The following is a 25036-nucleotide window of genomic DNA, read 5'->3' as shown; positions in this document are numbered from 1 at the left end:
AATTATTTAAATAGGGGTTGAAAAATTTTTTAGGAGGCAGTCTAGGCAATTGAGTTTTTAAGGGAAAACCTATTATGAAAAAAGGCAGTGCATATGACTGTATCAAACTAGAGAAAATATTAGTGAAAGAATATGTTAAGCTATTACAAAGAAAATCTATTAATATAAATGCTTATATAATTTAATAAAAATATAAAATTATTGCATATATATAAATAAATAAGCATATCTATAGTATTAATATATGGACATAGTGTATAACAATTAAATAATATGTGGAGAATTGGAGAACCGCACTATCTAACTTATGGGGACATAAGGCTAGATACGTGCGGTTTTTTGTACAAAAATGTGTAGATAAAATGTTATATGGCTTTGTCATAAACTAAACTCGGAAAAATATACATGTAATACAAGCTTAAAGGCCTAGTTTGAAATATTTACTAGGTCAAAGGAACGCCGAATTAAAGAAAAGAGTTTTTATGTAGGTTTAATTATTTGAAAGGAAGTGGAATGATGAAAAAGATTATTAACAGCAGAGAGAACGTTGTAGAAGAAATGCTTCAAGGTATAGTAGCAGCTCATCCAGAGTATGTGAAAAGACTAGAAGGCTTTAATGTGTTAGTCAGAAAAGATTCTCCAATAGAAGGTAAGGTAGGCTTAGTAAGTGGTGGAGGAAGCGGACATGAGCCATCCCATGGAGGATATGTTGGAATGGGTATGCTAGACGGAGCAGTAGCTGGTGAAGTATTTACATCACCTACACCGGATCAGGTTTATGAAGCGATTAAAGCTGTAGATGGTGGTGCAGGAGTACTACTAGTTATTAAAAATTACACAGGAGATATTATGAACTTTGAAATGGCAGCAGAAATGGCTACAGCTGAGGGAATAACTGTTGAAAGTGTTGTAGTAAATGATGACGTAGCAGTTGAAAATAGTACCTATACCACAGGAAGAAGAGGAATTGCAGGAACTGTATTTGTTCATAAAATAGCTGGTGCAGCAGCTGAAAAGGGTCTAGAGCTTAGTGAAGTTAAAAGAGTAGCTGAAAAAGTAATCAAGAATGTTAGGTCTATGGGTATGTCCTTAACTCCATGTATAGTTCCAGCAGTAGGCAAACCAAGCTTTGAAATAGGCGAGGATGAAATGGAAGTTGGCTTAGGTATACATGGGGAGCCGGGAACTCATAAGGAAAAGATACAAACAGCAGATGAAATAGCAGATCATCTGCTAGAGAAGATACTAGGAGATATTGAAATCAATGAAGATGAGGAAGTAGCTGTTATGATAAATGGCTTAGGTGGCACGCCATTAATGGAGCTTTATATAGTTAACAGAGAAGTTCATAAGAAACTAAACGAAAATGGAATAAAGGTATATAAAGCTCTTGTAGGCAACTTCATGACATCTATAGAAATGGCAGGAGCATCAATAAGTGTACTTAAGCTAGATGACGAAATAAAGGAATTACTAGATGCAAGTGCAGATACACCAGCATTTAGACAATTATAGGTTTCTAAAAGCTGATTAACGGTAGTGTAACGATTGATTAACTACTGCTAAACTTCTTCTAGACTATTGTTTAACTGCTGTCCAAACTATTGTTCTCGGGGGGAAATAATTATGATTACATCAGATATGCTCCTGACATTGATTAAAAACATAGGAGGAGCAATAAAAGAAAACAAGGAGTACTTGACAGACTTAGATACTGCAATAGGAGATTCTGACCATGGAATAAACATGAGCAAGGGCTTTTCAGCAGTATTAAGTAAGCTAGATGGAATGGAGGGTAAGGACTGTGGAACCATCCTAAAAACAGTAGCCATGACTTTAATATCTACTGTAGGAGGGGCATCAGGCCCCCTATATGGTACAGCCTTTTTAAAGGCATCATCAGTAGTTAGTGGGAAGGTTTATATAGATAGACAGGATACAATTCAAATGCTGTATGAAGCTATTCAGGGAATAAAGTCTAGGGGCAAGGCTGACAAGGGAGATAAAACAATGCTTGATGCATTAATCCCAGCCTATGAAGTGCTCAAGGAATCTATAGAGAATGGAGAAGAAATTATTATTGCCTTTGAAAAAGCCGAAAATGCTGCAAAGGAAGGAGCAGAGTATACAAAAACAATTCTAGCAAGAAAAGGTAGAGCTAGCTATCTAGGAGAGAGGAGTATTGGACATCAGGATCCTGGGGCTACATCTAGCTATATTATCATAAAAACAATAGCAGATACTTTGAAGGAGGCAAGATGATGACAGGTAGAAAGAAAAAGATAGTGGTATTAGCAGAAGAAGGCTATGAAGACTTGGAGCTCTGGTATCCAGCTATAAGGTTAAGGGAGGAAGGATACCATGTTGATATAGTAGGCAGCGGAAGCCAAAAGAAATACACAGGAAAATACGGAACTACAGTACAGGTAGATTTAGATTATGATGCTATTTTATCAAAGGATTATGATGGAATAATTGTTCCGGGAGGTTGGGCACCAGATAAATTGAGAAGATGTCAAGGCATACTTGATTTAGTTAAGGAGTTTGCAGATGAAGGAAAGTTATTAGCTACAATCTGCCATGGAGGTTGGGTTTTCATATCAGCTAAGGTAGTTAAGGGCTATAAAATGACCTGTGTAAATGCAATAATTGACGACATTGAAAATGCTGGTGCTACTTATATAGATGATGAAGTGATTGTAGATAGAAATATGATAACATCTAGGACTCCTAAGGATTTACCAAGTTTTATGAAGGCAATTATCGATTTTCTTCAGCAGTAGGAGGATTTAGATGATTGGAATAGTTGTAGTATCCCATAGTAACAAAATATCTACTGGAATAGTAGAGTTATGTAAGGAAGTAGCAAGAGATGACATTAAGATAATATCTGCTGGGGGCACTAGAGATGGAAGATTAGGAACAGATGCAACTCTAATTATGGAGGCTATAGAAGAGGCCAACAGTGGTGATGGGGTAGCCATATTGGCAGATATGGGAAGCTCCATAATGAGCTCTGAAATGGCAATAGAGATGCTGCCAGAGGAAATAAAGGGAAAGGTAGTTATACTCGATGCTCCAATAGTAGAGGGTAGCTTGGCAGTAGCTATACAGGCATGTATTTCAAATGATTTGGAGGATATATTAAGAGCCGGAATGGAAGCAAAATATATGAATAAGATTGGGAACTGACTACCTCCAGCATCTATTAATAATCATATGGATGAGGGGTGTGTTAAATGTGGGATGGATTCTTTAAAAATATCATTAATAATCCAATAGTTGCAGCTATAAATGATCTGAATAAAGCAGAGGCTGCTATTAACTCACCTTGTAAAATAATCTTTTTATTAGCTGGAGACATATTTAACATAAAAAGCATTGTAGATAGAGTAAAGGAAAATCACAAGCTTATTTATGTTCATATAGACTTAATGGAAGGCTTTTCAAAGGATATCATAGCCCTACGGTTTATTAATGAGAACATTGGTCCAGATGGAATAATTACCACAAGAGGAAATATTGTAAAGGCTGCAAAGGAAATGAATATTTTTGCAATACAAAGACTATTTGTATTAGATTCTCTATCCTTAGATACTGGAATAAAGTCCATAAGAAGCACTAGACCAGATGCTATTGAAATACTACCGGGAATTATGCCAAGAGTAACTAAGGCAATACACAGTGAAACTAAGATTCCTGTGATTACAGGTGGATTAATAAGTAAAAAAGATGATGTAATCCAAAACCTAAGGTCTGGTGCAATTGGTGTATCTACTAGTAAGGAAGAGATTTGGTATATGTGAGGAGGTACAACCTAGGTATTGACCTAGTTGTATATATAAAAAAATAAGGGGGTGTAACTATGAAACATTTAGGTACAATTCTAGGAACTGCCATAGCAGGTATGTTTGTCATGAGCGTATGGGGAGCATTTGCCGGTGCTTATGGAATTGCAGGGGGATGGTTTGCTGGACTACTTATAATAGGCACTATGTGGTTTATGAACCATTCACTAGGACTAATTAATAACGATGGAGCATTTGTAGATATGGCAGTTGGCATCGGAATGGCAGGTACAATGAGAGATGTATTCATGAACGGGGGACAGGTATTTGTAGACGCACTACCAACTTTAGTAATAGTTCTTTTGGGCGGTATAGTAGGTGGCTTTACAGCTGCTAAGCTTGAAAAGTATTTAGCTTCAAAATAATGGGCTAAGATTTAACTACTTGAATTTCAAAATGAAATTATAATGAAAAGGGGGGCTAAGGATGACAGTTAAGTTAGCAATAGCTACATTTGCAGGAGGTTTTATATTCCCATTTCTAATTAGATTGTTATGGGGCAAAATGTGCGAAAACTGGGGAAATATTGGCGGATGGATGGCAGCTGGATTTATAGTTGGTCTTGCTTGGACATTAAATCATGGTGTGGGTATGATTTATCAAACAGGTGCATGGATAGACATGGCTTGGGCTGCAGGAATAGGATTATTTACAGCTTCAGTAGCTAGTGGAGACAAATTTGGAAAGGGCGCTGTTAATTATATAGTAGCATTAATAGGAGGCACTTTAGGAGGATTTATCCTATCTTGTTTCCTATAAAAACACACTTGAATATTTGACATATAAGAACTAAACTGAAATAAGGAGGGTACGTTATGGAAAAGAAATATATATTGGCCTTTGACCAGGGTACTACAAGCTCGAGAGCAGTATTATTTGACCATGATGGAAAAATAGTAAATGTTGCTCAAAAAGAATTTACACAAATATACCCAAAAGCAGGTTGGGTAGAGCATGATGCAATGGAAATATGGGGAACTCAAAGCGGAGTTGCTAGAGAGGTTCTAGAAACTGCAGGAATTAGACCTGATGAAGTTGCTGCTATAGGTATTACAAATCAAAGAGAAACTACAGTTGTATGGGATAAGAATACTGGAAAACCAGTATACAATGCAATAGTATGGCAATGTAGAAGAACTGCTTCCATATGTGATGATTTAAAAGCAAGAGGACTTGAAGATTATGTTAGAGAAAATACAGGACTTGTTATAGATGCATATTTCTCTGGAACTAAGGTAAAATGGATACTAGACAATGTAGAAGGTGCTAGAGAGAAAGCTGAAGATGGTGATTTGTTATTTGGAAACATTGATACTTGGCTAATCTGGAATCTTACAAGAGGAAAGGTTCATGTAACTGACTACTCAAATGCTTCTAGGACTATGCTTTATAACATTAAAGACCTTAAATGGGATGAGAAAATCCTTGAGGAATTAAATATTCCTAAATCAATGCTTCCTGATGTAAGACCATCAAGTGAAATCTATGGCTATACAGATGAGGCAACCTTTGGTGGAGCTATGATACCAATAGCTGGTATAGCTGGAGACCAACAGGCTGCATTATTCGGTCAGGCTTGCTTCGAGCCTGGTATGGCTAAGAATACTTATGGTACTGGATGCTTCATGCTAATGAATACAGGAGAAGAAATGGTTCCATCTAAGAACGGTCTTCTTACTACAATAGCATGGGGAGTAGATGGAAAAGTTGAATACGCACTAGAGGGAAGTATATTCATAGCTGGTGCAGTAGTTCAATGGCTAAGAGACGAATTGAAACTAATAGATAGTGCAAAGGATAGTGAATACTTTGCAACAAAGGTAGAAGATAATAATGGAGTTTATCTAGTTCCAGCATTTGTTGGATTAGGAGCTCCATACTGGGATATGTATGCAAGAGGAACTATTGTGGGCCTAACTAGAGGAGCAAACAGAAACCATATCATAAGAGCAGCATTAGAGTCTATTTGCTATCAAACCAGAGATGTTCTAGAAGCAATGCAAGAAGATTCTGGTATAGATCTTCAAGCTCTTAAGGTAGATGGTGGAGCAGTAGCTAACAACTTCTTGATGCAATTCCAATCAGATATTCTTGGTGTTCCTGTTCATAGACCAGAGGTTATAGAAACAACAGCTCTTGGAGCTGCATACTTAGCGGGTCTAGCAGTTGAGTTCTGGGAAAGCAAAGAAGAAATAGCTAAGAAGTGGAATGTAGATAGAGAGTTCAATCCTGAAATGAACGAAGACAAGAAGGCTGAACTATATGAAGGATGGAAGAAGGCAGTAGGCAGAGCACTTAAGTGGGAAGAAGCATAGGTCTAGACCATCAGTTCTTTTTTGAGACTATTCAATAAAAGATAATAATAATTAAGACTAGAGCAAGAGAGCCGTACAGTCTATGCCTATGATGAATAGGGGTAGATTTGAGCGGCTTTTTTTCTACTGTGAATTAGTAAAACAGATGTCATCCTGAGCGTAGCGAAGGATCTCTTCTTGAGATTTCTATATGGATTTTTTTATTATTAAAGCAAAAGGGGTGAAAAAGATGTATGATGTCACAATAATAGGTGCTGGCATAATTGGAGCTTTTATTGCACGAGAGCTTTCTAGATATGAGCTTAAAATAGCATTGCTTGATAAGGAAAATGATGTATCTAATGGAGCATCTAAAGCTAATAGTGCAATAATACATGCTGGATATGATGCCAAGCCTGGGACTAATATGGCAAAATTCAATTCACTGGGAAATCCCATGTTTGATAAGATATGCGAAGAGCTAGATGTTGAGTTCGAAAGAATAGGTTCATTTGTTGTAGGGTTTGACGATGATGATATGGAAACTATAAAAGATCTATATAAGCGGGGAATAGAAAATAATATTAAGGGCCTAGAAATAATTGACGGAAACAAGGTAAGAGAAATGGAGCCTAATCTAAACGACACAATAAAAGGAGCCTTATATGCACCTACCTGTGGAATTCTTAGTCCATGGGAATTAACCATAGCATTAGCTGAAAACGCAGTAGATAACGGAGTAGAGATCCTATTAAATAATGAAGTGCAGGATATTGAAAAAACTGATTTAGGCTATAAGATAATTACAAATAAAGGCGAGATAAACTCTAAATATGTAATAAACTGTGCAGGCGTATATGCAGATAAAATAAATAACATGGTATCTAAAGAATCTTTTGTGATAAAACCTAGAAAGGGACAATACTTTGTACTAGATAGAAGCGAAGGAGATTTTGTAAATACAGTAGTATTTCAATGTCCTTCAAGTGTAGGAAAGGGTATACTCATAACTCCAACAATCCATGGCAATCTATTAGTAGGACCTGATGTAGAGGATATTCAAGATAAGGATGACACTTCAACTGCTACAGAAAACCTAGAATACATAAAGGAAGTAGCTAGAAGGTCAGCTCCTACTGTTCCAGTAAATAAGGTTATAACCACATATTCAGGTCTAAGAGCAGAGGCAAGTACTGGAGATTTTATAATTGGAGAAGTCAAAGACGCAAAGGGATTCATAAATGTAGCTGGTATTAAGTCACCTGGACTATCCGCTTCACCGGCTATAGCTGAGTATGTAGTTGACATAATGAAAGATATAGCAGGGGGACTCAAGGAAAAAGAAAACTTCAATCCAAGGAGAAGAAGAGTTATTAGATTTAACAAACTAAGTGATGAGGAAAAAGCTGAATTAATTAAAAAAGACCCTAGATTTGGAAGGATAATATGTAGATGCGAAAGCGTTACAGAAGGAGAAATAGTAGATATTATCAACAGAAATGTAGGTGCAACTACAGTAGATGGAGTTAAAAGAAGAGCAAGACCGGGAACAGGAAGATGCCAGGGAGGCTTCTGTGGACCTAGGGTAGTTGAGATATTAGCTAGAGAGCTTAGTAAGGATATGGATGAAATTGTGAAGGATAGTGAAGATTCATATATATTGATAGGCAAGACAAATAAAGGCAATAGGTAAGGGGGTGATGGTGTGAACTACGATATTGTAGTTATAGGAGGAGGTCCAGCAGGCTTAGCAGCAGCAGTAGAGGCTAAAAAGAGCGGAGTAGATAATATTCTCATAATAGAAAGAGATAGAGAACTTGGAGGTATACTTCAGCAGTGTATTCATAATGGATTTGGACTTCATGAATTTAAAGAAGAGCTTACAGGTCCTGAATATGCTGAAAGGTTTATAGACCAAGTAGAAGAACTTGAAATAGAATATAAGCTAGATACCATGGTACTTAATATTTCTGAAGATAAGATTATTAGTGCAATAAACTCAAAGGACGGGCTAATTAATATAAAGGCAAAATCAATAATACTTTCAATGGGCTGTAGAGAACGAACTAGGGGAGCTATAAATATTCCAGGTACAAGACCTGCAGGTATATTTACTGCAGGAACAGCTCAAAGGTATATAAATATGGAAGGTTATATGGTTGGCGAGAAAATATTCATACTAGGTTCAGGAGATATTGGACTTATAATGGCAAGAAGGCTTACATTAGAAGGGGCAGAGGTTATAGGAGTAGCAGAGCTTATGCCTTATTCAGGAGGACTAACTAGAAACATTGTTCAATGTCTTCATGATTATAACATACCTTTATTCTTGAGTCATACTATAACAAGAATAGATGGAAAAGATAGAATCGAAGGAATACAATTATCAGAGGTAGATGAAAATAGAAGACCTATTCCAGGCACGGAGAAATATTATGAATGTGACACATTACTTTTGTCAGTAGGGCTAATACCTGAAAATGAGCTTTCAAAGAGTGCAAACCTAAAGCTTGACAACATAACAGGAGGGCCCATAGTAAATGAATCTATGGAAACCACAGTAGAAGGGATATTTGCCTGTGGCAATGTAGTTCATGTTCATGATTTAGTTGATTATGTAAGTGAAGAAGGACGTAGAGCAGGGAAAAATGCAGCCAAATATGTATTAGAAGGCTTTAGTAAATCAGAGAGACTTATTCACACCAAAGCAGGGAGAGGAATCAGATATATAGTACCGCAGATAATAAGACTAGAAAACTTAGATAATGCTATAACTCTTTTCATGAGGTCAGATGATGTATATTCTAATGTAATCATGAATGTGAAGCTAGGTGAAAAAGTAATTAGAAAAATTAAGAAGAGAACCCTCACTCCAGGAGAAATGGAGAGAGTAAACATAGATATTAGCCTCCTAAAAGATACTGCTACAGAGACTTTAGTTGTAGAATTAGAAGGAGGGAAATAATAGTATGGAAACTATTTGCATAGTTTGTCCAATTGGATGCCGACTAACCATAACCAAAGACCCTACAAGCCATGATGGCTATGTAGTCACAGGAAACCAATGCAAAAGAGGAGAGCGTTATGGAATACTAGAGATGACAAATCCTACTAGAGTGATTACCTCAACTGTTAAAATAAACAATGCCCATCTAAATAGACTTCCTGTAAAGACTAATGGAGCTATACCAAAGGATATGAACTTTAAATGTATGGAACTCATAAATTCCCTTGAAGTAGAAGCACCTGTAAAAGTAGGGCAGGTAATAGTTAAAGATATATTAGGTATAGGAGTAGACTTAGTGGCTTCTAGAAGTATGGAGCGATTTTCGGATTAGAGGAACTTGGGGAAATAAATACAGATGGTAGTTAAATAAAGTGTGGAAAGATTCAAACCATACAAATAGATAAGACTAATAAGATAATACATCCAGAAAGTAAAATAGTATTTATTTTATAACTGCAGCCAAGTAGAGATACTTGGTTGTTTTGTTACATATATTAATCACTTCTATGTTTTATATGAAAAACAAAAATATGGAAGGGAAAAGTTATTTTATGTAGAGTTAGTAAAAGTCTTATATAAATTTGGTACAATAGTCCTAATTTATACCCTTTACTCAACACTTCAATAAACAATATTACTAACTACTTTCAAATATGGTGAATTATTATCTGCTAATTAATGACAAACTTAATACTTTCTTTAGAATGAATTTTTTAGTCTATGCTCTCTCCTATACTTATCTTAAAGTATTCAATTAAATGAATAGATGCTTAAAATAAGAACGTGCTCATTAACAACAAACAGCTGATAATAATGAGACTTATAAAAGTAATAAAATGATTATTTTTTTTATTATAATCAATTAGTTTAGGAAAACGAGCAATTATTATAGCTGTAATAATTGACGTTAATGCTGCAGATATAGAAAAAGCGTTAATGTTTTTTGAAATGTAAAGCACTGATATATTCACTACAATAATGACTAATGAAAATATAATTTTTTTAGACATTTTTCACCATCTTTCCATATTTATATATAATATCATATACTTGACATTATACCATAAAGATGGTAAATTTTAAAAGAAGTTGCAACCCAGAAAAGTAAAAAAATCTCAAAATCACAAAGAATGATGTTATATAAAATCCCATAAAAATTGACCACCGCATCCTATGGCGGAATGAAAAAAGAAAAAATAGAGGGAGACTATGAAAACGGGGCTAGATTATAGGTTTGGATATGCAATAGAAAGCAAAAAGAGATTTAGCTTAATAAGAGAAGCTGGATTTGATTGTGTCATGCTTTGGTGGGGAGATGAGTTTAAGAGATATAAATGGAGAAAAAGAATTATTACCTGGCCTAGCTAGAAAATCTGGGGTAGAAATAGAAAATATACATGCTCCTTACGAAAGTATGAATGAAATACGAAAAGATAATAGTACAGAGCCTGTGTAAATACGGAGCGTTATGCAACAGTACTAACTCATTTCTAAGAGTGTTTATGGGGTCAATTTTTTGATATCTTGTGACAGAAAGAAGGAAGTGAAAACTTGAGCAACAAAGTATTATTCTTTACTCAAAGCTAATTGGGGACGAACGCCAATGTTAGTGAGAATGAAACTACACATACCAGTGGAAGGTGGGCCCCACCCGCCTTACAGTGATTAATACAAAGTAAGACAAAGTTAATCATGGTTCGGATTTAAGGATGAAAAATGCCTTAATGAAGCTGGAACTGGAAGTAATCGCTAACCCTAAAGGAATGGCGGTGAATTTGTCACTTGTTCATTCAAGCCTAAATTAAAGAATAAAACGGAACCCATTTCTTGATTTAGCAAATAAATCAAGAGAGGGGAAGCTATTTTGAGTAGAGAACAAGAAAACAAAGGGTTTATTTGTGAAAATTGCGGACAAGTTGTCTTGCCATTAAAAAACGGTAGTTACAGAAATCATTGTCCATTTTGTTTATATTCTAAACATGTAGATAATAAGCCTGGAGATAGACAAAGCATGTGTATGGCTTTAATGAAGCCAATAGGCATTAAGAATTCATCCAAAAAAGGGATTCAGATAGTACATCAATGTGTAAAATGTGGTTCACGAAAAGTTAATATAATAGCAGAATATGATTCTCAGGCAGATAGTATAGAAGAAATAATAAAACTAATGAACTGCTAAAATTATATTAGTTGACATTATATGTACAAGTAAAAATTGATCTTATTAGATTAAACTATTGGAGATGAGTTAGCACCGTTGCATAACATTGTTGCAGAGTTTTAAGAAGTAATAAGGGAGATGGGTATGGGAAAAAACGTATTTTATTATTATTATTATTTGTAATTTATAGTACCGTAATTCTATTATTGCTCTTAGCAAAAAATGAAGAAGTATTGTCTTTAAAGAAAGCTATAAAGGATAATGAAATTCAATACGATATAAGGAGAAAAATTATTAGCTGACATCTTTTATTGAAAGGAAGAGAAATATGAGTTACACCAATAAAAATATTATTAAAATTCTCTTTACTATTTTATTTATAATATTATTATCTTTACCAAGGTTTATTAGCTTAGCTTTTTCAAATGAGATAAGAGATTTAATTGCTATTATAGTTGGAGCACTAGTACTTATCCTTATGATATATGAAACCCATGTTGATATAAAGAGAAAGCAATTTACTACAAATATATATTTAGCATTAATAGATATTATACAAGTAGTTGCTTTTGCAGTTTTAGGTTATCTCAGTTTTAAAAGGTATGATAAGGGAAATATCGAGGCTGTATTAAAAAGAAATGAATTTTCCATATTATTTGTTCTATTATTTGTAGGGACATCATTTTTAAAGGATTTTTTTAAAAGTGAAGCATTTAAGAAAAAGTAAAGCTTAGAGAAATTTTATTATTATTTATAGAGGTGGAAAGTATGTATAACTTTGAATATGAACTTACCGAGCAAGACTATATTAGTTTTAATTTGCATTTTTTCAACACATCTAAGTCATCAACTAGAATGTTGGTGATAACAAGGTTATTATTGGGGCTTTTAATATTGATTTCATCAAAAATTGTATTTCATAGATACAGTATTATTGAATTTATTATTTCTTTAATATTAGCAATAATCGTAGTATTAATCTTTAATCCATTTTTTTATTGGTTATTTAGATTAAGGATTAAGTGGCTCCTTAAGGAAGGAAGTAAAGGAGATATGTTTGGGAACAGAAAAATATGTATATCTGAAGATGGAATACATTCTGAAAAGCCTAGTTCCACATTGCATTAACAGGGGGATATTACTATTTGCAGTTTGGATTTGAGCCTGCATTACAATATAATATTATTTTATCAGAAAATAATCCTGAAAATGAATACCTAAAGATTCTTTTCTTAAACAAAAATAATGTAGGTAAGGTTTGTGGTGTCATGAGATTCTGCGATTCATTCTATAATGAAAACGGTGAACTGCTTTAACTTGAAGTGGTTTTTATATTCTGATTATTGAGCCTTGATGTTAATATATAGGTATGAACACAAAATAAAGATTTAAGTACTAACCTCAGATAGAAAAGAAAACTTTTAGTAACTATTGAAATGATTTAACTGGAGAGAACCAAGACTGTACCCCTGAAGGAAATAAGCAAATTTGTATTTTGAATTTCGAGAAGCCTGATACCCTATTAGGGTATTTTTTTACATAACCAATGATTTTTAATTTAGTACCTACAATATTGTAGGTGCTTTAGTTGTTTATTGATTTAAGTAAATTATCTAAGGTAAAGCTACTTTTGCCACATTTTGAAACAACAAATAATAAACTTCTATAGTAAATTCATAAATGATATATTTATACTAAGAAATATTAATAAATTGTAAGGGAAGTGAAAGCTATTATACTTTACAAAAGAGCTGCACAGATACTTACATATTTGATAAACAGTCAAACTCCTCATACAATATCTGACTTACAGAAGATAATGATGGTCAGTAATAGGACTATCAGGTATGATTTAGATTTAATAGATGATTTTTTAATATTTCATAAGCTTTCTAAGCTAGATAGGAAGCCCAGAGTAGGAGTACATTTTAGTGGAACTGAGACTGAAAGAAAAAGGGTAGCGGAGTTACTAGAAAGCATAAACGAATATAACTATGTTCTATCCCCAGATGAAAGAATTAAACTAATAATATTAGAATTTGTAGAAGCTGACAATTATGTCACTATTGAAAGTCTTAGCGACAAATTAATGGTAAGCAGAAGTACAATAAACAAAGATTTAAAAGCTGTTAGGCAGATATTAGAGAAGCATGATATTTCATTAAATCCTGTTTTTGGTCAGGGATTGAAGTTAGAAGGAAAAGAGAAGAACATTAGAAATATATTATCAGAAATGTGGCTTGAATATGTATATAGAGCTCAAGATGTAGGGAAAGATAAATCAAGACTTAAACGAGAAAATTTTAGGTATAGAAGGCTAGTATCAAGACTTAAGCAAAGAATTGACATTCCATTTGTGGAAAATTGTGCAAATATTATGGAAAGTGAATTAGGTATAGGGTATTCAGATGTTGCTTATGCCAATATAGTGGCAAATATGTGTATTACAATAAACAGATTAAAAAGAGGAAATAGAATAACTTTAACAGAGCAGGAAAAAGAAAAGCTAAGAGGTACTAAAGAATTTAATGTAGTTAGAAATTTTGTAGAAATAATTGAGGACTATTTCAGTATAAAGATGTGTGAGGATGAGATTGCATATATTGCAACCCATTTCTTAGGTGGAAACCTTTCAGAAATAGACAAAGATACACAGGGAGAATGGATTTATTTACAGCTAATCGTAAAGAAGATTATTCAAGAAGTCAATAAAAAAATAGCTGTAGATATTATTCATGATAAGAAACTTTTTACCAGTCTCTTAAAGCATATAGATCCAATGATTTATAGATTAAAGTATGGCATAAGGCTTGAAAATCCAATGCTTAAAAATATACAAGATAATTATAAATACTTATTTGAAATTGTAAAAGAAAGTATCGAGCCTATTGAAAACTATGCAAGTGCAAAGCTAAATGATGAAGAAATAGGTTTTCTTACAATACATTTTGGAGCTGCTATTGAGAGAGAAAAGGCTGCTACATTTTCTAAGCCCAAAGTATTGATAGTATGCAATGCTGGAGTCAGTACATCAGAGCTGATTTCTGTTCAGATTCAGTCTATGTTTGACGTAGATATAGTAGGCAAAATATCATATAGACAGCTTGATAGATATGTAACTGATGATGTTGATGTAATAATATCTACAGTTCCAATAAATAAAGATATAAATATAAAAAGTATCAATGTAAGTCCAATACTTACAGATGAGAATTTTCAATTACTGAATAAAATGTTCCTAAAATCGAAAAAAAGTAAAATTGAGATAAGAGGACTAATAAAAGTAATAGAGCAAAGCTGTGAAATAAAAAATTACCAAAAACTTGAAAAGGATTTGTATAACATTTTAAATATTGGTGTAATAAAAGAACTAGATGGAGATGAGGGACCTATGTTAATGGATTTAATTACAGAGGATACAATTGACCTAAATGTAGAAGCAAATACTTGGGAAGAAGTCGTGAGAAAAGGTGGAGAGCTATTAATAAAACATGAAGCGATAGAAAACCGATATATAGATGCAATGATTAACAGCGTAAAGGAGATAGGCCCTTATATAGTAATAGCTGAAGGAATTGCGATGCCCCATGCTAGACCTGAAGACGGAGCTTTAAAAGTGGCAATGAGTTTAATTACTTTGCAGAAGCCTATTGAATTTGGGAATGCTGATCATGATCCTGTAAAACTTGTGATATCATTTTGTTCAATAGACTCTAAAACTCATTTAAGAGCACTATCTGAACTGATGGTTCTTTTAGAAAATGAAGAGTACATTAGTAGAATAATAGATGCTAAAAGCAAAGGTGAGGTGATAAAAGTTATTGAAGAATGCAGCAAATAAACATAATCAAAGGAGAAAGGAGGAGGATTTTTGTGCTAAAGATTTATACTGTATGTGGAAATGGTATTGGTAGTAGCATAATGTTAAAAACAAAAGTAGAAGAGATTTGTGAAGAGAATGGAATTAAAGCTGTGGTAGAATCTACAGATTTTAACTCGGCACAAGGGAAGACTTGTGATTTTCTAATTACTGTCAAAGAACTAGCTGAACAATTTGATGATAGAGACGTTATTGTAGTACGAAGCTATGTTAACAAGAAAAAAATACAAGAAGATATACTAGAAATATTATTAGAAAAAGCAGGTATGAAGTAGTCAGTGTAAGTATTAATTGTCCTGAATTAATATTATAAGGGGGTAAGGGAATGGATATTTTAAAGGTTATATCTAATGATATCTTGACACAGCCTGCGTTACTTATGGGACTCATTTCATTAATTGGATTATTGGCACTTAGAAGACCCTTTAACAAAATTATGACAGGTACATTGAAACCTATTTTGGGATATCTAATGCTGGGAGCAGGTGCAGATTTTATTGTAGCTAATCTTGAACCTTTAGGGCAAATGATTGAGCATGGATTTAATATTACAGGGGTAGTACCAAACAATGAGGCAATAGTGGCAATAGCTCAAAATGTCCTAGGTGTAGAAACTATGTTCATTTTATTATTTGGATTGATTTTCAATTTAATAATTGCTAGATTTACAAAATATAAGTACATTTTCTTGAGTGGACATCATACTTTCTTTATGGCTTGTTTATTATCTGCTGTATTAAGTACTGGAGGATTAGATGGAGCATTACTAATAGGTGTTGGCGGATTTATCTTAGGAGCTTGGAGTGCAATATCACCAGCAATAGGACAAAAATACACACTTAAGGTTACTGATGGCGATGACATAGCTATGGGTCACTTTGGAAGCCTTGGCTACTATCTATCAGGTTGGATTGGGAAATTGGTAGGAAAGCCTGAAGATAGTACTGAAAAAATAAATATTCCCGAAAAATTTGGTTTTTTAAGAGATACAACTATTTCTACTGCAATAACTATGATGGTATTTTATCTTGTAGCTGCAATTGCTGCGGGGTCTGAGTTTGTTTCAGGAATATCAGGTGGTACAAACTTTATAGTTTTTTCACTAATGACTGCGTTAAAATTTGCTGTAGGAGTAACTATTGTTTATAGCGGAGTAAGAATGATTCTAGGAGATTTAATTCCTGCATTCCAAGGAATAACCCAAAAAATTATTCCAAATGCAGTGCCAGCAGTTGACTGTGCAGTATTCTTTACTTATGCACCAACAGCAGTTATCATAGGATTTCTTTTTAGCTTTATAGGTGGAGTTATTGGAATGGTTATTTTAGGTGTAGTAGGAGGAGTATTAATCATCCCAGGATTGATTCCTCATTTCTTCTGTGGAGCTACAGCAGGAATATATGGGAATGCAACAGGTGGTAAAAGAGGTGCAATGATAGGAGCTTTTGTCAACGGATTAGCCATAACGTTCCTTCCTGCTTTACTTTTACCTGTACTAGGAAACTTAGGTTTTCAAAATACAACATTTGGGGACTTTGATTTTGGAGTATTAGGAATTATATTCGGGAAAGCTGCAGATGCTTTTGGAAAAATGGGCATATATGTACTAGCAGCAGTTTTTGTATTAGCTCTAATCATACCAAGCTTTTTTAAAACAAAATCTCCTGCTCTAAATAACAATCCTGAAGCTTCTAGAGACAAATAGGATGAATTATAAATAGATTTCTGCATAATCAAATGTCTATGTGGCATTTGATTATGTTTTTTGCATAATAAATTAAATGATTCTGACTAGGAGGGAAACAAATGATAGATGTATTATGTATTGGGCACTCTGCATATGATATAACTGTTCCTCTTAATGAATATCCAATGGAGAACATGAAATATTCAGTGTCAAAGATTATAGAATGTGGAGGAGGACCTGCTGGTAATGCAGCGTATCTATTATCTAAATGGGGAGTTAATACAGGATACATTGGATTATTAGGCGATGACGTATATGGAAACAATATAATCAAAGAATTTAAGGATGTAGGAGTAGATGTGTCTTTAGTTTGTGTTAAGGATAATTATCCAACACCTCTTTCAACAATTATTGTAAACACTAGCAATGGAAGTAGAACCATAATAAACAGAAAGGAGCCTCATGAAGATATTGCTGTAGATGCTGACGAGTTGAGAAAAATGAATCCTAAGGTAATTCTCGTAGATGGACATGAACTAAAGACTTCCTTAGAAGCTATTGAGATGTTTCCGCATTCTAAAACAATAATAGACGCAGGTTCTTTGAAAAAATCAACTGAAGAGCTTGCTGCTATAGTTGATTATTTGGTTTGCTCAGAAAGATTTGCATTAGATTACTGTAAAATGAAATCTTTAGAAACTAAAGCAGACATGGAGATATGCTTTAACAAACTAAAGAAATTAAATAGAAATAACATAGTAGTTACTTTAGGAGAAAGAGGGCTTATTTATGAGAAAGATAATAGAATGATAAATATGCCAGCCTTTGGAGTTAAGGCCATAGATACAACAGGAGCAGGAGATATTTTTCATGGTGCCTTTGCCTATGGTGTTTTAAAAGAATTTGATTTAGAATATAATCTAAGGTTTTCTTCTATGACTTCGGCGTTATCGGTTACAAAGTTTGGCGGAAGGACATCAATACCTGAGCTTGAAGAAGTGAATGCTAAATTAATTCATTTAAGCTAAAATAGTATTATATAGTATTATAATATACATAAGACAAGTAAAGGCAGTGATAATATGATGTGGGGAGATAAAAGATATCTTTCCTTTAACTATGAAATGAAAAGAATATTTGATTCTAAGGCAATAAAACTATCTCTAGATGGAGGGTTTACCTGTCCTAATAGAGATGGGACTTTAGGAACTAGGGGATGTATATTTTGTGGAGAAGAAGGCTCGGGAGAGTTTGCAGCTTCTAGATGCTTAGATATAAATAAACAGGTTGAGAGTCAGAAACAGCTCTTGTCTAAAAAGTGGGATAGCGGAAGATATATTGCCTATTTTCAAAACTTTACTAATACCTATTCTACCTATGAAGATTTAAAGGAAAAGTATTATACAGCTATATCCCAAGAAGGAGTAGTAGGCCTTGCCATAGCCACAAGACCAGATTGTTTCTCTGTAGAAATATTAGATTTACTTGAAGAAATCAATGAAAAGACTTTTTTTTGGGTTGAACTTGGCCTACAAACTATTCATGAAAAGACTGCTAGATTTATAAGAAGAGGATACCCATTAGATTGCTATGAGGAAGCTATTAAACAGTTAAAGAAAAGAAATATAAAGGTAGTGACTCATTTAATATTTGGGCTGCCTAATGAATCAAGAGAAGATATATTAGATTCAGTAAAGTATGTAGCTGCAACAGAGACTTGGGGAGTTAAGTTTCATTTATTATACATTCAAAAAGGCACAGACCTTCATGAGTATTACAAAAAATCGCCTTTTCATATACTATCTATGGAAGAGTATATATCTTTAATAGTGGATAGTATTGAATATTTACCACAGGATATGGTTATCCATAGGCTTACAGGTGACGGCAAAAGAGCTTTATTAGTTGAGCCATTATGGAGTCTAGATAAGCTTAGGGTGCTGTCAGGGATTGATATGGAGCTAAAAAGAAGAAATAGCTATCAGGGAATAAAGTATCAGAATGGTTAGGCTATTAATGGAATTAGATTAAGTTCATAATTCTATTGTTCCATATTGCCTAGGAAATTATATGTGGATATACCTAATTAAACTTAATCAAAACAGGTTAATTTAATGTTATTTTTTATGTAAAACAGCATGTTTCTAAGCATGCTGTTTTTTTACAAATAACAACAAAATTCAACAATAATATTTCGATACTCTAATAAAAAATAAAGGAGTTTCTAGCAATTTATAGAATAATATTATGTATCTTTATGTAAAAAAGGTGGAATTATTTTATTCTTTTATAGAAGACAGATTATTGGAGTATGGGATAGCAGATAGAGGTGAGTATGTGACTATTAGAAGAGAGGATTACGAAAAGTCTAATCAATTATTGGACATAAGAAAAGTAGTTGACTATCTAAAACTTAAATATATTAATGCCTGGTGGAGCACAAAGGCTGATTTTTACAAGTTTGGAGGAGAAATCAGATTATTAGAAAAGCTTTCTAACGAAAGAAAAGTAGAAAGGTTCAGAAAAGAGCTTTTTGAGGAACTACATAATATGCCTAATGAAGAGGGCAAAGAAAGTGAATGGGTTGGTAGGATATTTTCATTAATAAAAGAGATGGAAATGAGTATTATTGGAGATGAGGAAAGCTATATTAGTTTTTTTGTGGATAAAGGATACTCAGTAGTTACAGAAGAATTTATTCAAGAAGTTAAGAAGTTTGATTCAAGTATGAATGTATATGATATATTTCAAGCTATTAGAAATGTGTGGATCATGAATAGTATCCAGGTACTATTTAATATGGAACCCAAATTAACACCTTCTATTTTCTCATATAGTATGTTATATCCTTATAGTGACAACTATCTTGATGATCCTGAAGTATCAGTTAAAAATAAAAAGGATTTTAGTAAAAAGTTAAAAAAATGGCTTTGTGGAGAAGAGGCTAATGTCTCAAACATTAACGAAGAAAATGTCTACAAGCTTGTTAAAAGAATTGAAGGAGAATTTCCAAGAGAGAAATATCCTCAGGTACATCAAAGCTTATTAGCTATTCATAAAGGCCAAGAGGAAAGCCTTGTTCAGCAGAGAGAAAAAACTCTTCCTTATGAAAGAGATATAATTGGCATTAGTTTTGAAAAAGGAGGCACATCAGTATTAGCTGATGGCTGTCTTGTAAAAGGAGAGCTTACATTAGAAGAAGCAGACTTTATGTTTGGTTATGGTGTGTTTCTTCAGATTATTGATGATCTTCAGGATGTAGAAGAAGACTTAAGTAATGGACATATGACTATACTTTCTCAGGTTGGTCAAAAGTGGCCTTTAGACAAGTTGATAAACAAATTACTCTGGTTTATTGAAGAAGCTGTGGATGATGCAAAAATCTTTACAAAGGAGGATTCTATAAAGCTAAAAAGAATCATAAAGAAATGCTGTATTGTCATGATTTTTGAAGCAATATCAAAAAACAAAAAGAGATTTAGTAAGAAATATATTAAAGAACTTGAAAAATATTCTATGCTTAGATTTGCATATTATAAAAAATTAAAAAGAAGGTTCCAAAAAGAATTTTCATCAAAGGATATATTAGATATTTGCACGGTATTAAGTAAAAAGTATAATTTCAATGAAGTAGAGGTGTTTAGATGATAAATTATAAAAGATGCACAGATGTGAACGAAGATACCATATTTCAAGCTTTTCAAATTGGCTTTTCAGATTATATCATAAAGATTGAGATGTCAAAGGAGTTCTTTTTTAAGCGATTTTTTGGACCAGAGGGAAATAGCCTAGAGTATTCTGTCATTGCCCTTGATGGTGATAAGCCAGTAGGGCTTAATCTAGCTGGCATTAAAGTATATGAAGGAATAAAAACACTTAGATGTGGAGCATTATGTATTCATCCTGAATATAGAGGTACCGAAGTTGGAAAAAAACTTTTTGAACTCCACAAGGAAATAGCTTTAGAGAATAGTTGCAAGCAGATGTTTTTAGAGGTTATAGTAGGCAATGATAGAGCTATTAATTTTTACAAGAAAAAAGGCTATGAAAAGGTGTATGATATAGTATATTACTCACATAACAATCCATCAGAGATTAAAGGAATATTACCTAGTGATTTAAGAGTAGAAAAAGTAGGTATAGAAATTTTAAGGGCTTTAAAAAATAAAATCTCAGATATACATATAAATTGGCAAAACGATTTTGATTATGTTAGTCAAATTGACGGACAAATACATTACGGGTTATTTAAAGATATTAAAATAATAGGAGGATTGAGTATCCATCCTAAAGGAAAGATTAGCTTCATATGGATTAGTCCTGAGCTTCGTCATCAGAATATAGCTAAAGGCCTTATCACCTATGCTGTGAATGACCTTGGTATAGAAAAATTAATAATTAACTTTCCTAACAATGCAAGTCTTTTAGGCTTTATGAAGCACTTAGGCTTTACTAAAGACTCAATTTCACAGTATGAGATGTATTATACACTACTATAAAACTATTAATTTTTAGGGGGTTACTAATGAGAGTAGAAACTGAAAGATTATATTTAAGGCATTTTGATGTTGAAAAGGATTTAAAGGATTATGCTGATATTATGGGAGAATATGAGGTTGGCAAATGGCTTCCAAAGGGAGAAGGACATACCTTAGAAGAAACTGAGAAATTTATGAATTATATGATAAAGCATTGGGAGAAATATAACTATGGAATATGGGCTGTTGTAGACAAAGAAAGCGATTGTCTATTAGGGCATTGTGGTCTAAACTATATTAAGGATCTTTCAGAAGTAGAAGTCTTATATGCATTTGGCAAGCATGCTAGAGGAAAAGGATATGCTACAGAGGCAGCAAGGGCATCTCTTGAATATGCATTTAAGCAAATAGATTTGGACAATATTATAGGTCTTACAAAGCAAACAAATACTGCTTCTATGAATGTTTTAGAGAAAATAGGATTGAAGTATATTAAAGATATAGAAATATTTAATCTAGACTGCAAATATTTTAAGATTACAAAAGAGGAGTACGAAAACTTTGAAAAAAATAAAGTGTAGATGTAAACAAGAAAAAGGCTTCCATTAGAAGCTTTTTTTGTTAAAAAAAGCTTCTAATGGAAGCCTTTAAAGGGAGTGGATTCATTGACGCAAACTTCTAAAATGAAAAAGATAGAAAGCAGAGCTTTTCTATTGGCTATAAAAAAATATATTTAGAATGAACTTTTTTTATAATGATATACTCTTATATATGAAAGAAGGTGGTAAGGTGGACATAGAATTACTAGTGAAAAAAGCCAAAAAAGGTCATAAGGATGCATTAGTTCAGCTAGTTATGGAAAAAAAGCAGGACTACTATAAACTGGCCTTTATATATATGAAAAATAAGGATGACTCTTTAGATGCAATGTCTGATATGATAGTGATTTTACATGAAAAAATGCACCAGTTAAAAAAACCAGAAGCTTTTTACAGTTGGAGCAAAACTATTCTAGTAAACTGTTGTAAAAAAATTTTAAAAGAAAGAAACAAGATAGTTTCATTGGAAATTGTTGAAGAGCAGGGACATGAAGGTGGATTAAGAACTATGGATGAACAGATAATGGTAGAAGAACACCTATCTAAGCTTAATGAAAAGCACCAAGAGGTTATTAGGTTGAGATATTTTTTAGATTTAGATTATCAAACTATATCAGATATATTAAAAATTCCTCTTGGAACAGTAAAATCACGTATTTCTATTGGGCTCAAAAATTTGAAGGAAAGCCTTGGAGGTGATGAAATTGAAAGAAGTTGAAAGACTATTAGCTGAAAAAAAGAAAGACATAGACAATATAAAAGTGCCAGAAGAATTAGAGTCAAGACTATACAAAGCATTAGAAAGCAGTTCACAAACTAAGGTAAGGAAGAAAAACTGGAGGATAGCTGTTACAGTGGCTTGTATTGTATTTTTACTCGTGGGATACAACTTTAATGCTCTAGCATACTATGGGAAAAAGCTTCTTGGATATGATAATGTAATGAATGGAACCTTAAGACAGCTAAATGAGCTAGGAAAAGGTCAGCCTATTGGGAAAAGCCATACGTTCACTAATGGAGTAACTGTGACCTTAGATGGTGTAATGGTTGATGAAAACCAGCTTTTAGTTTTTTATACAGTAAAGGACCCAGATGGAGCTGTTAATGAGAAAGACCATTTTATTATGACTATTAAAGGATTTATCAGGGAATACAATCCAGAAGGTGGGCAGGGGGAAATGAATGAAGAGAAAACAGAGGTAAAATGGATTTATAGCTTTGAGAAGCCTTCTGTTTTTGAGAAAAAACTGAAATTAGAGCTTATGTATTTTAATAATAAAAACTATGAAAAGGGAGAGATTAGATTTAGTATTGACCCAAACAAGGCAATGGGCCATACATTGAAGCAAACCATAAATAAGACAGTAAAAGCGGGAGATACAAAACTTCATTTAGTGTCCATCGTAGCTTCTCCGACTAAAACTGTACTCCATGGGAAAATACAAAATATTATAGAGTTTGCAAAGGATCAAATACTTGGAGAAAGGCTTCGACCTAATAGTGTAAATATTAAGCTCATAGCAAATGGGAAGGAAGTAGATTGGCAGGGCGGAGGTATGAGTACAGATATGAAGGGAATCAGATTTCATAGTGAATATGATGCATTGCCAGATGACTTGACCTCGCTCCAGCTTAATATAGAAAGCTTTTCTGTAGACCGCGATGTGAATAAAAAGGTAAACCTAAATAAAGAGTTAAAACATATAAAAGTTCAGGCTTTAGGACAAGATATTGAAATAAATCAAGTCTATGAGTCAGGAGACAGCACATATGTTACTTTTACTACGAGAGATGATGTAGTGCTTACGAAAGTGGGGCTTATAGTAGATGGAGAGAGAATAAATCTTAAAGAAACTATTAATAGTGACTTGAAAAAGCTAGAGGATGGAACAATCCTTCATACTAGAACATTGCATTTTCCTAAGACGGGCAGTAAGTACGAACTGAGCATAGAGAAAATAACTTATACACAAGCTTATAACAAGATTATTGATATTCCATTAGATTAAAAAATAGCATTCTACTTGAATCAAATTATGCGATAGGATAAAGCTTTATCTTATCGCTTTTTTGATATTAATATACATCAAGAATATGTATTTATGAAGGAGAAAGATAGCTTATATAGAAGTATTTATATGAAGGGAATATTGTTTTCTATGATTTGCTATAAAAGCTTTGTAAGGAGTTAGAGTTAATCAGACTGTAAAAGGAATGCAAAGCACATATGGGAGTGAGCATATTGGATAAAAGGAAATTTTCCAAGATAGTTTTTATAATTACCCTTATAACTGGGATAGTTACCATAATGATGTTAGGATTTGATTTTTTATTGCCTATATTTTTATCATTCAAATTGAAAAGAGATATAAAGCACGGAAGTTCTATAGGAATTATTGGAGGTGCAGATGGACCAACAACAATATTTATCTCAAGCCAATCATCATCACATCTTCTTACTGGCTTATTTGGACTGCTTACAATAGCAGGAATTATCATTTTACTTACTATTAGAAAGCAAGTAAAGTAAATATTATTATAAAGAGGTGAAGAGATGATTAGAAGGCTTGATTTGAATGACATAGTAACAGCAGAGGCTGTATTAGACTTACAAAAGGCATCATACAAAGTTGAGGCTGAGATTTTAAATTTTTACGAAATCCCTCCTTTAAAAGATACAATAAAAAGTTTGCAGGAATGTGATGAAATATTTTATGGATACTACATTAACGATGTCTTGGCAGGAATTATATCATATAAAGTTATTGAAGATATTTTAGATATACACAGGGTTGCAGTACATCCTAGATTTTTTAGAATGGGTATTGCGGGAAGACTTATTAGCTTTGTGGAAAAAATCCATAGAAATATAAATAAGCTGGTAGTTTGTACTGGAGCAAAGAACTTGCCTGCCGTTAATTTATATCTAAAAAATGGATATAAAAAAGTAAAAGATATAGAGATTAGTGAAGGAATTTATATATCAGAATTTGAAAAATTATTGTAATTGGAAAGACTGTGAACCAAAGTTTATCAGGGAGATATAGATGGAAATAAAGCCATTAACTTAAACTAAGGAACT

The 25036-nt window shown here is 33.2% G+C and carries 28 protein-coding genes; all 28 read left to right on the top strand.

The window, feature by feature from the left end:
• Positions 1-516: 516 nt before the first annotated feature.
• The 28 genes from dhaK to DW1_RS13970 all read left to right on the top strand — a co-directional run bounded on the left by dhaK (position 517) and on the right by DW1_RS13970 (position 24961).
• Positions 517-1515 carry a dihydroxyacetone kinase subunit DhaK gene (gene dhaK / locus DW1_RS14095; protein ID WP_074351510.1) on the top strand — a complete coding sequence of 333 codons (999 nt, stop codon included), beginning with the start codon at positions 517-519 and terminating at the stop codon, positions 1513-1515.
• 111 nt (positions 1516-1626) lie between these two features.
• Complete coding sequence (gene dhaL / locus DW1_RS14090) at positions 1627-2262, top strand: dihydroxyacetone kinase subunit DhaL (RefSeq protein ID WP_200800536.1); 636 nt, start codon at positions 1627-1629, stop codon at positions 2260-2262.
• Positions 2262-2783 (top strand): type 1 glutamine amidotransferase domain-containing protein, encoded by a 522-nt coding sequence (locus DW1_RS14085; protein WP_074351508.1) that lies wholly within the window; start codon positions 2262-2264, stop codon positions 2781-2783. The genes dhaL and DW1_RS14085 overlap by 1 nt, the downstream gene beginning before the upstream one ends.
• 10 nt (positions 2784-2793) lie before the next feature.
• Complete coding sequence (dhaM, locus tag DW1_RS14080) at positions 2794-3192, top strand: dihydroxyacetone kinase phosphoryl donor subunit DhaM (RefSeq protein WP_074351506.1); 399 nt, start codon at positions 2794-2796, stop codon at positions 3190-3192.
• A 47-nt stretch (positions 3193-3239) separates the two neighbouring features.
• Positions 3240-3806, top strand: coding sequence for a glycerol-3-phosphate responsive antiterminator (locus DW1_RS14075; protein ID WP_074351504.1), 567 nt, complete (start codon positions 3240-3242; stop codon positions 3804-3806).
• 59 nt (positions 3807-3865) lie between these two features.
• A complete protein-coding gene (locus tag DW1_RS14070) occupies positions 3866-4213 on the top strand; it encodes a Lin0368 family putative glycerol transporter subunit (RefSeq protein WP_074351502.1) in 348 nt (115 codons plus the stop codon).
• A gap of 61 nt (positions 4214-4274) precedes the next feature.
• The gene (locus DW1_RS14065; protein ID WP_074351500.1) at positions 4275-4607 is read left to right on the top strand and encodes a Lin0368 family putative glycerol transporter subunit; all 333 of its coding nucleotides are present in this window, start codon (positions 4275-4277) and stop codon (positions 4605-4607) included.
• Between the two features lie 56 nt (positions 4608-4663).
• Complete coding sequence (gene glpK / locus DW1_RS14060) at positions 4664-6163, top strand: glycerol kinase GlpK (RefSeq protein WP_074351498.1); 1500 nt, start codon at positions 4664-4666, stop codon at positions 6161-6163.
• A 229-nt stretch (positions 6164-6392) separates the two neighbouring features.
• A complete protein-coding gene (locus DW1_RS14055) occupies positions 6393-7835 on the top strand; it encodes an NAD(P)/FAD-dependent oxidoreductase (protein ID WP_074351496.1) in 1443 nt (480 codons plus the stop codon).
• A 12-nt stretch (positions 7836-7847) separates the two neighbouring features.
• Complete coding sequence (locus DW1_RS14050; protein WP_074351494.1) at positions 7848-9107, top strand: NAD(P)/FAD-dependent oxidoreductase; 1260 nt, start codon at positions 7848-7850, stop codon at positions 9105-9107.
• A 4-nt stretch (positions 9108-9111) separates the two neighbouring features.
• Positions 9112-9480: a DUF1667 domain-containing protein gene (locus DW1_RS14045; RefSeq protein ID WP_074351493.1), complete on the top strand. Its 369-nt coding sequence runs from the start codon at positions 9112-9114 to the stop codon at positions 9478-9480.
• A gap of 984 nt (positions 9481-10464) precedes the next feature.
• A complete protein-coding gene (locus DW1_RS15620; protein ID WP_159433599.1) occupies positions 10465-10605 on the top strand; it encodes a hypothetical protein in 141 nt (46 codons plus the stop codon).
• Positions 10606-11013: 408 nt separating this feature from the next.
• Positions 11014-11328, top strand: a complete 315-nt coding sequence (locus tag DW1_RS14040) for an RNHCP domain-containing protein (RefSeq protein WP_074351491.1) — start codon at positions 11014-11016, stop codon at positions 11326-11328.
• Positions 11329-11638: 310 nt separating this feature from the next.
• Complete coding sequence (locus tag DW1_RS14035) at positions 11639-12037, top strand: hypothetical protein (RefSeq protein ID WP_074351489.1); 399 nt, start codon at positions 11639-11641, stop codon at positions 12035-12037.
• Positions 12038-12078: 41 nt separating this feature from the next.
• Positions 12079-12438 (top strand): hypothetical protein, encoded by a 360-nt coding sequence (locus tag DW1_RS14030; RefSeq protein ID WP_074351488.1) that lies wholly within the window; start codon positions 12079-12081, stop codon positions 12436-12438.
• A 17-nt stretch (positions 12439-12455) separates the two neighbouring features.
• Positions 12456-12626, top strand: a complete 171-nt coding sequence (locus DW1_RS15615) for a hypothetical protein (protein ID WP_159433598.1) — start codon at positions 12456-12458, stop codon at positions 12624-12626.
• A gap of 407 nt (positions 12627-13033) precedes the next feature.
• Positions 13034-15151, top strand: a complete 2118-nt coding sequence (locus tag DW1_RS14025) for a BglG family transcription antiterminator (protein ID WP_083605693.1) — start codon at positions 13034-13036, stop codon at positions 15149-15151.
• A 32-nt stretch (positions 15152-15183) separates the two neighbouring features.
• Positions 15184-15465, top strand: a complete 282-nt coding sequence (locus DW1_RS14020; RefSeq protein WP_242942511.1) for a PTS sugar transporter subunit IIB — start codon at positions 15184-15186, stop codon at positions 15463-15465.
• A 50-nt stretch (positions 15466-15515) separates the two neighbouring features.
• Positions 15516-16895: a PTS ascorbate transporter subunit IIC gene (locus tag DW1_RS14015; RefSeq protein ID WP_074351482.1), complete on the top strand. Its 1380-nt coding sequence runs from the start codon at positions 15516-15518 to the stop codon at positions 16893-16895.
• A 101-nt stretch (positions 16896-16996) separates the two neighbouring features.
• Positions 16997-17905 carry a PfkB family carbohydrate kinase gene (locus DW1_RS14010; protein WP_083605692.1) on the top strand — a complete coding sequence of 303 codons (909 nt, stop codon included), beginning with the start codon at positions 16997-16999 and terminating at the stop codon, positions 17903-17905.
• A 54-nt stretch (positions 17906-17959) separates the two neighbouring features.
• Positions 17960-18886 (top strand): tRNA modification radical SAM protein MnmL/YtqA, encoded by a 927-nt coding sequence (locus tag DW1_RS14005; RefSeq protein WP_074351480.1) that lies wholly within the window; start codon positions 17960-17962, stop codon positions 18884-18886.
• 238 nt (positions 18887-19124) lie between these two features.
• Positions 19125-20525, top strand: coding sequence for an isoprenoid biosynthesis enzyme family protein (locus DW1_RS14000; RefSeq protein ID WP_074351478.1), 1401 nt, complete (start codon positions 19125-19127; stop codon positions 20523-20525).
• Positions 20522-21376, top strand: coding sequence for a GNAT family N-acetyltransferase (locus DW1_RS13995; protein ID WP_074351476.1), 855 nt, complete (start codon positions 20522-20524; stop codon positions 21374-21376). The genes DW1_RS14000 and DW1_RS13995 overlap by 4 nt, the downstream gene beginning before the upstream one ends.
• Before the next feature lie 26 nt (positions 21377-21402).
• Positions 21403-21936, top strand: coding sequence for a GNAT family N-acetyltransferase (locus tag DW1_RS13990; RefSeq protein ID WP_074351474.1), 534 nt, complete (start codon positions 21403-21405; stop codon positions 21934-21936).
• A gap of 157 nt (positions 21937-22093) precedes the next feature.
• Complete coding sequence (locus tag DW1_RS13985) at positions 22094-22672, top strand: RNA polymerase sigma factor (protein WP_242942509.1); 579 nt, start codon at positions 22094-22096, stop codon at positions 22670-22672.
• Positions 22659-23963, top strand: coding sequence for a DUF4179 domain-containing protein (locus DW1_RS13980; protein WP_074351471.1), 1305 nt, complete (start codon positions 22659-22661; stop codon positions 23961-23963). Before DW1_RS13985 ends, DW1_RS13980 begins: the two co-directional genes overlap by 14 nt.
• A gap of 233 nt (positions 23964-24196) precedes the next feature.
• The gene (locus DW1_RS13975) at positions 24197-24484 is read left to right on the top strand and encodes a sodium ion-translocating decarboxylase subunit beta (RefSeq protein ID WP_074351469.1); all 288 of its coding nucleotides are present in this window, start codon (positions 24197-24199) and stop codon (positions 24482-24484) included.
• Positions 24485-24508: 24 nt separating this feature from the next.
• Positions 24509-24961, top strand: a complete 453-nt coding sequence (locus DW1_RS13970; protein ID WP_074351467.1) for a GNAT family N-acetyltransferase — start codon at positions 24509-24511, stop codon at positions 24959-24961.
• Positions 24962-25036 lie beyond the last annotated feature (75 nt).

The organism is Proteiniborus sp. DW1, from assembly GCF_900095305.1.
Lineage (GTDB): Bacteria > Bacillota > Clostridia > Tissierellales > Proteiniboraceae > Proteiniborus.
The sequence above is the reverse complement of the archived record's forward strand: the minus strand, read 5'-3'. Positions and strand labels throughout refer to the sequence as shown.

Bases quoted from the DNA above. Each gene is read 5' to 3' on its own strand.
- dhaK (WP_074351510.1), top strand. From the start codon at position 517: ATGAAAAAGATTATTAACAGCAGAGAGAACGTTGTAGAAGAAATGCTT.
- dhaL (WP_200800536.1), top strand. From the start codon at position 1,627: ATGATTACATCAGATATGCTCCTGACATTGATTAAAAACATAGGAGGA.
- DW1_RS14085 (WP_074351508.1), top strand. From the start codon at position 2,262: ATGACAGGTAGAAAGAAAAAGATAGTGGTATTAGCAGAAGAAGGCTAT.
- dhaM (WP_074351506.1), top strand. From the start codon at position 2,794: ATGATTGGAATAGTTGTAGTATCCCATAGTAACAAAATATCTACTGGA.
- DW1_RS14075 (WP_074351504.1), top strand. From the start codon at position 3,240: ATGTGGGATGGATTCTTTAAAAATATCATTAATAATCCAATAGTTGCA.
- DW1_RS14070 (WP_074351502.1), top strand. From the start codon at position 3,866: ATGAAACATTTAGGTACAATTCTAGGAACTGCCATAGCAGGTATGTTT.
- DW1_RS14065 (WP_074351500.1), top strand. From the start codon at position 4,275: ATGACAGTTAAGTTAGCAATAGCTACATTTGCAGGAGGTTTTATATTC.
- glpK (WP_074351498.1), top strand. From the start codon at position 4,664: ATGGAAAAGAAATATATATTGGCCTTTGACCAGGGTACTACAAGCTCG.
- DW1_RS14055 (WP_074351496.1), top strand. From the start codon at position 6,393: ATGTATGATGTCACAATAATAGGTGCTGGCATAATTGGAGCTTTTATT.
- DW1_RS14045 (WP_074351493.1), top strand. From the start codon at position 9,112: ATGGAAACTATTTGCATAGTTTGTCCAATTGGATGCCGACTAACCATA.
- DW1_RS15620 (WP_159433599.1), top strand. From the start codon at position 10,465: ATGAGTTTAAGAGATATAAATGGAGAAAAAGAATTATTACCTGGCCTA.
- DW1_RS14035 (WP_074351489.1), top strand. From the start codon at position 11,639: ATGAGTTACACCAATAAAAATATTATTAAAATTCTCTTTACTATTTTA.
- DW1_RS14030 (WP_074351488.1), top strand. From the start codon at position 12,079: ATGTATAACTTTGAATATGAACTTACCGAGCAAGACTATATTAGTTTT.
- DW1_RS14015 (WP_074351482.1), top strand. From the start codon at position 15,516: ATGGATATTTTAAAGGTTATATCTAATGATATCTTGACACAGCCTGCG.
- DW1_RS14010 (WP_083605692.1), top strand. From the start codon at position 16,997: ATGATAGATGTATTATGTATTGGGCACTCTGCATATGATATAACTGTT.
- DW1_RS14005 (WP_074351480.1), top strand. From the start codon at position 17,960: ATGATGTGGGGAGATAAAAGATATCTTTCCTTTAACTATGAAATGAAA.
- DW1_RS14000 (WP_074351478.1), top strand. From the start codon at position 19,125: ATGTATCTTTATGTAAAAAAGGTGGAATTATTTTATTCTTTTATAGAA.
- DW1_RS13995 (WP_074351476.1), top strand. From the start codon at position 20,522: ATGATAAATTATAAAAGATGCACAGATGTGAACGAAGATACCATATTT.
- DW1_RS13990 (WP_074351474.1), top strand. From the start codon at position 21,403: ATGAGAGTAGAAACTGAAAGATTATATTTAAGGCATTTTGATGTTGAA.
- DW1_RS13985 (WP_242942509.1), top strand. From the start codon at position 22,094: ATGAACTTTTTTTATAATGATATACTCTTATATATGAAAGAAGGTGGT.
- DW1_RS13970 (WP_074351467.1), top strand. From the start codon at position 24,509: ATGATTAGAAGGCTTGATTTGAATGACATAGTAACAGCAGAGGCTGTA.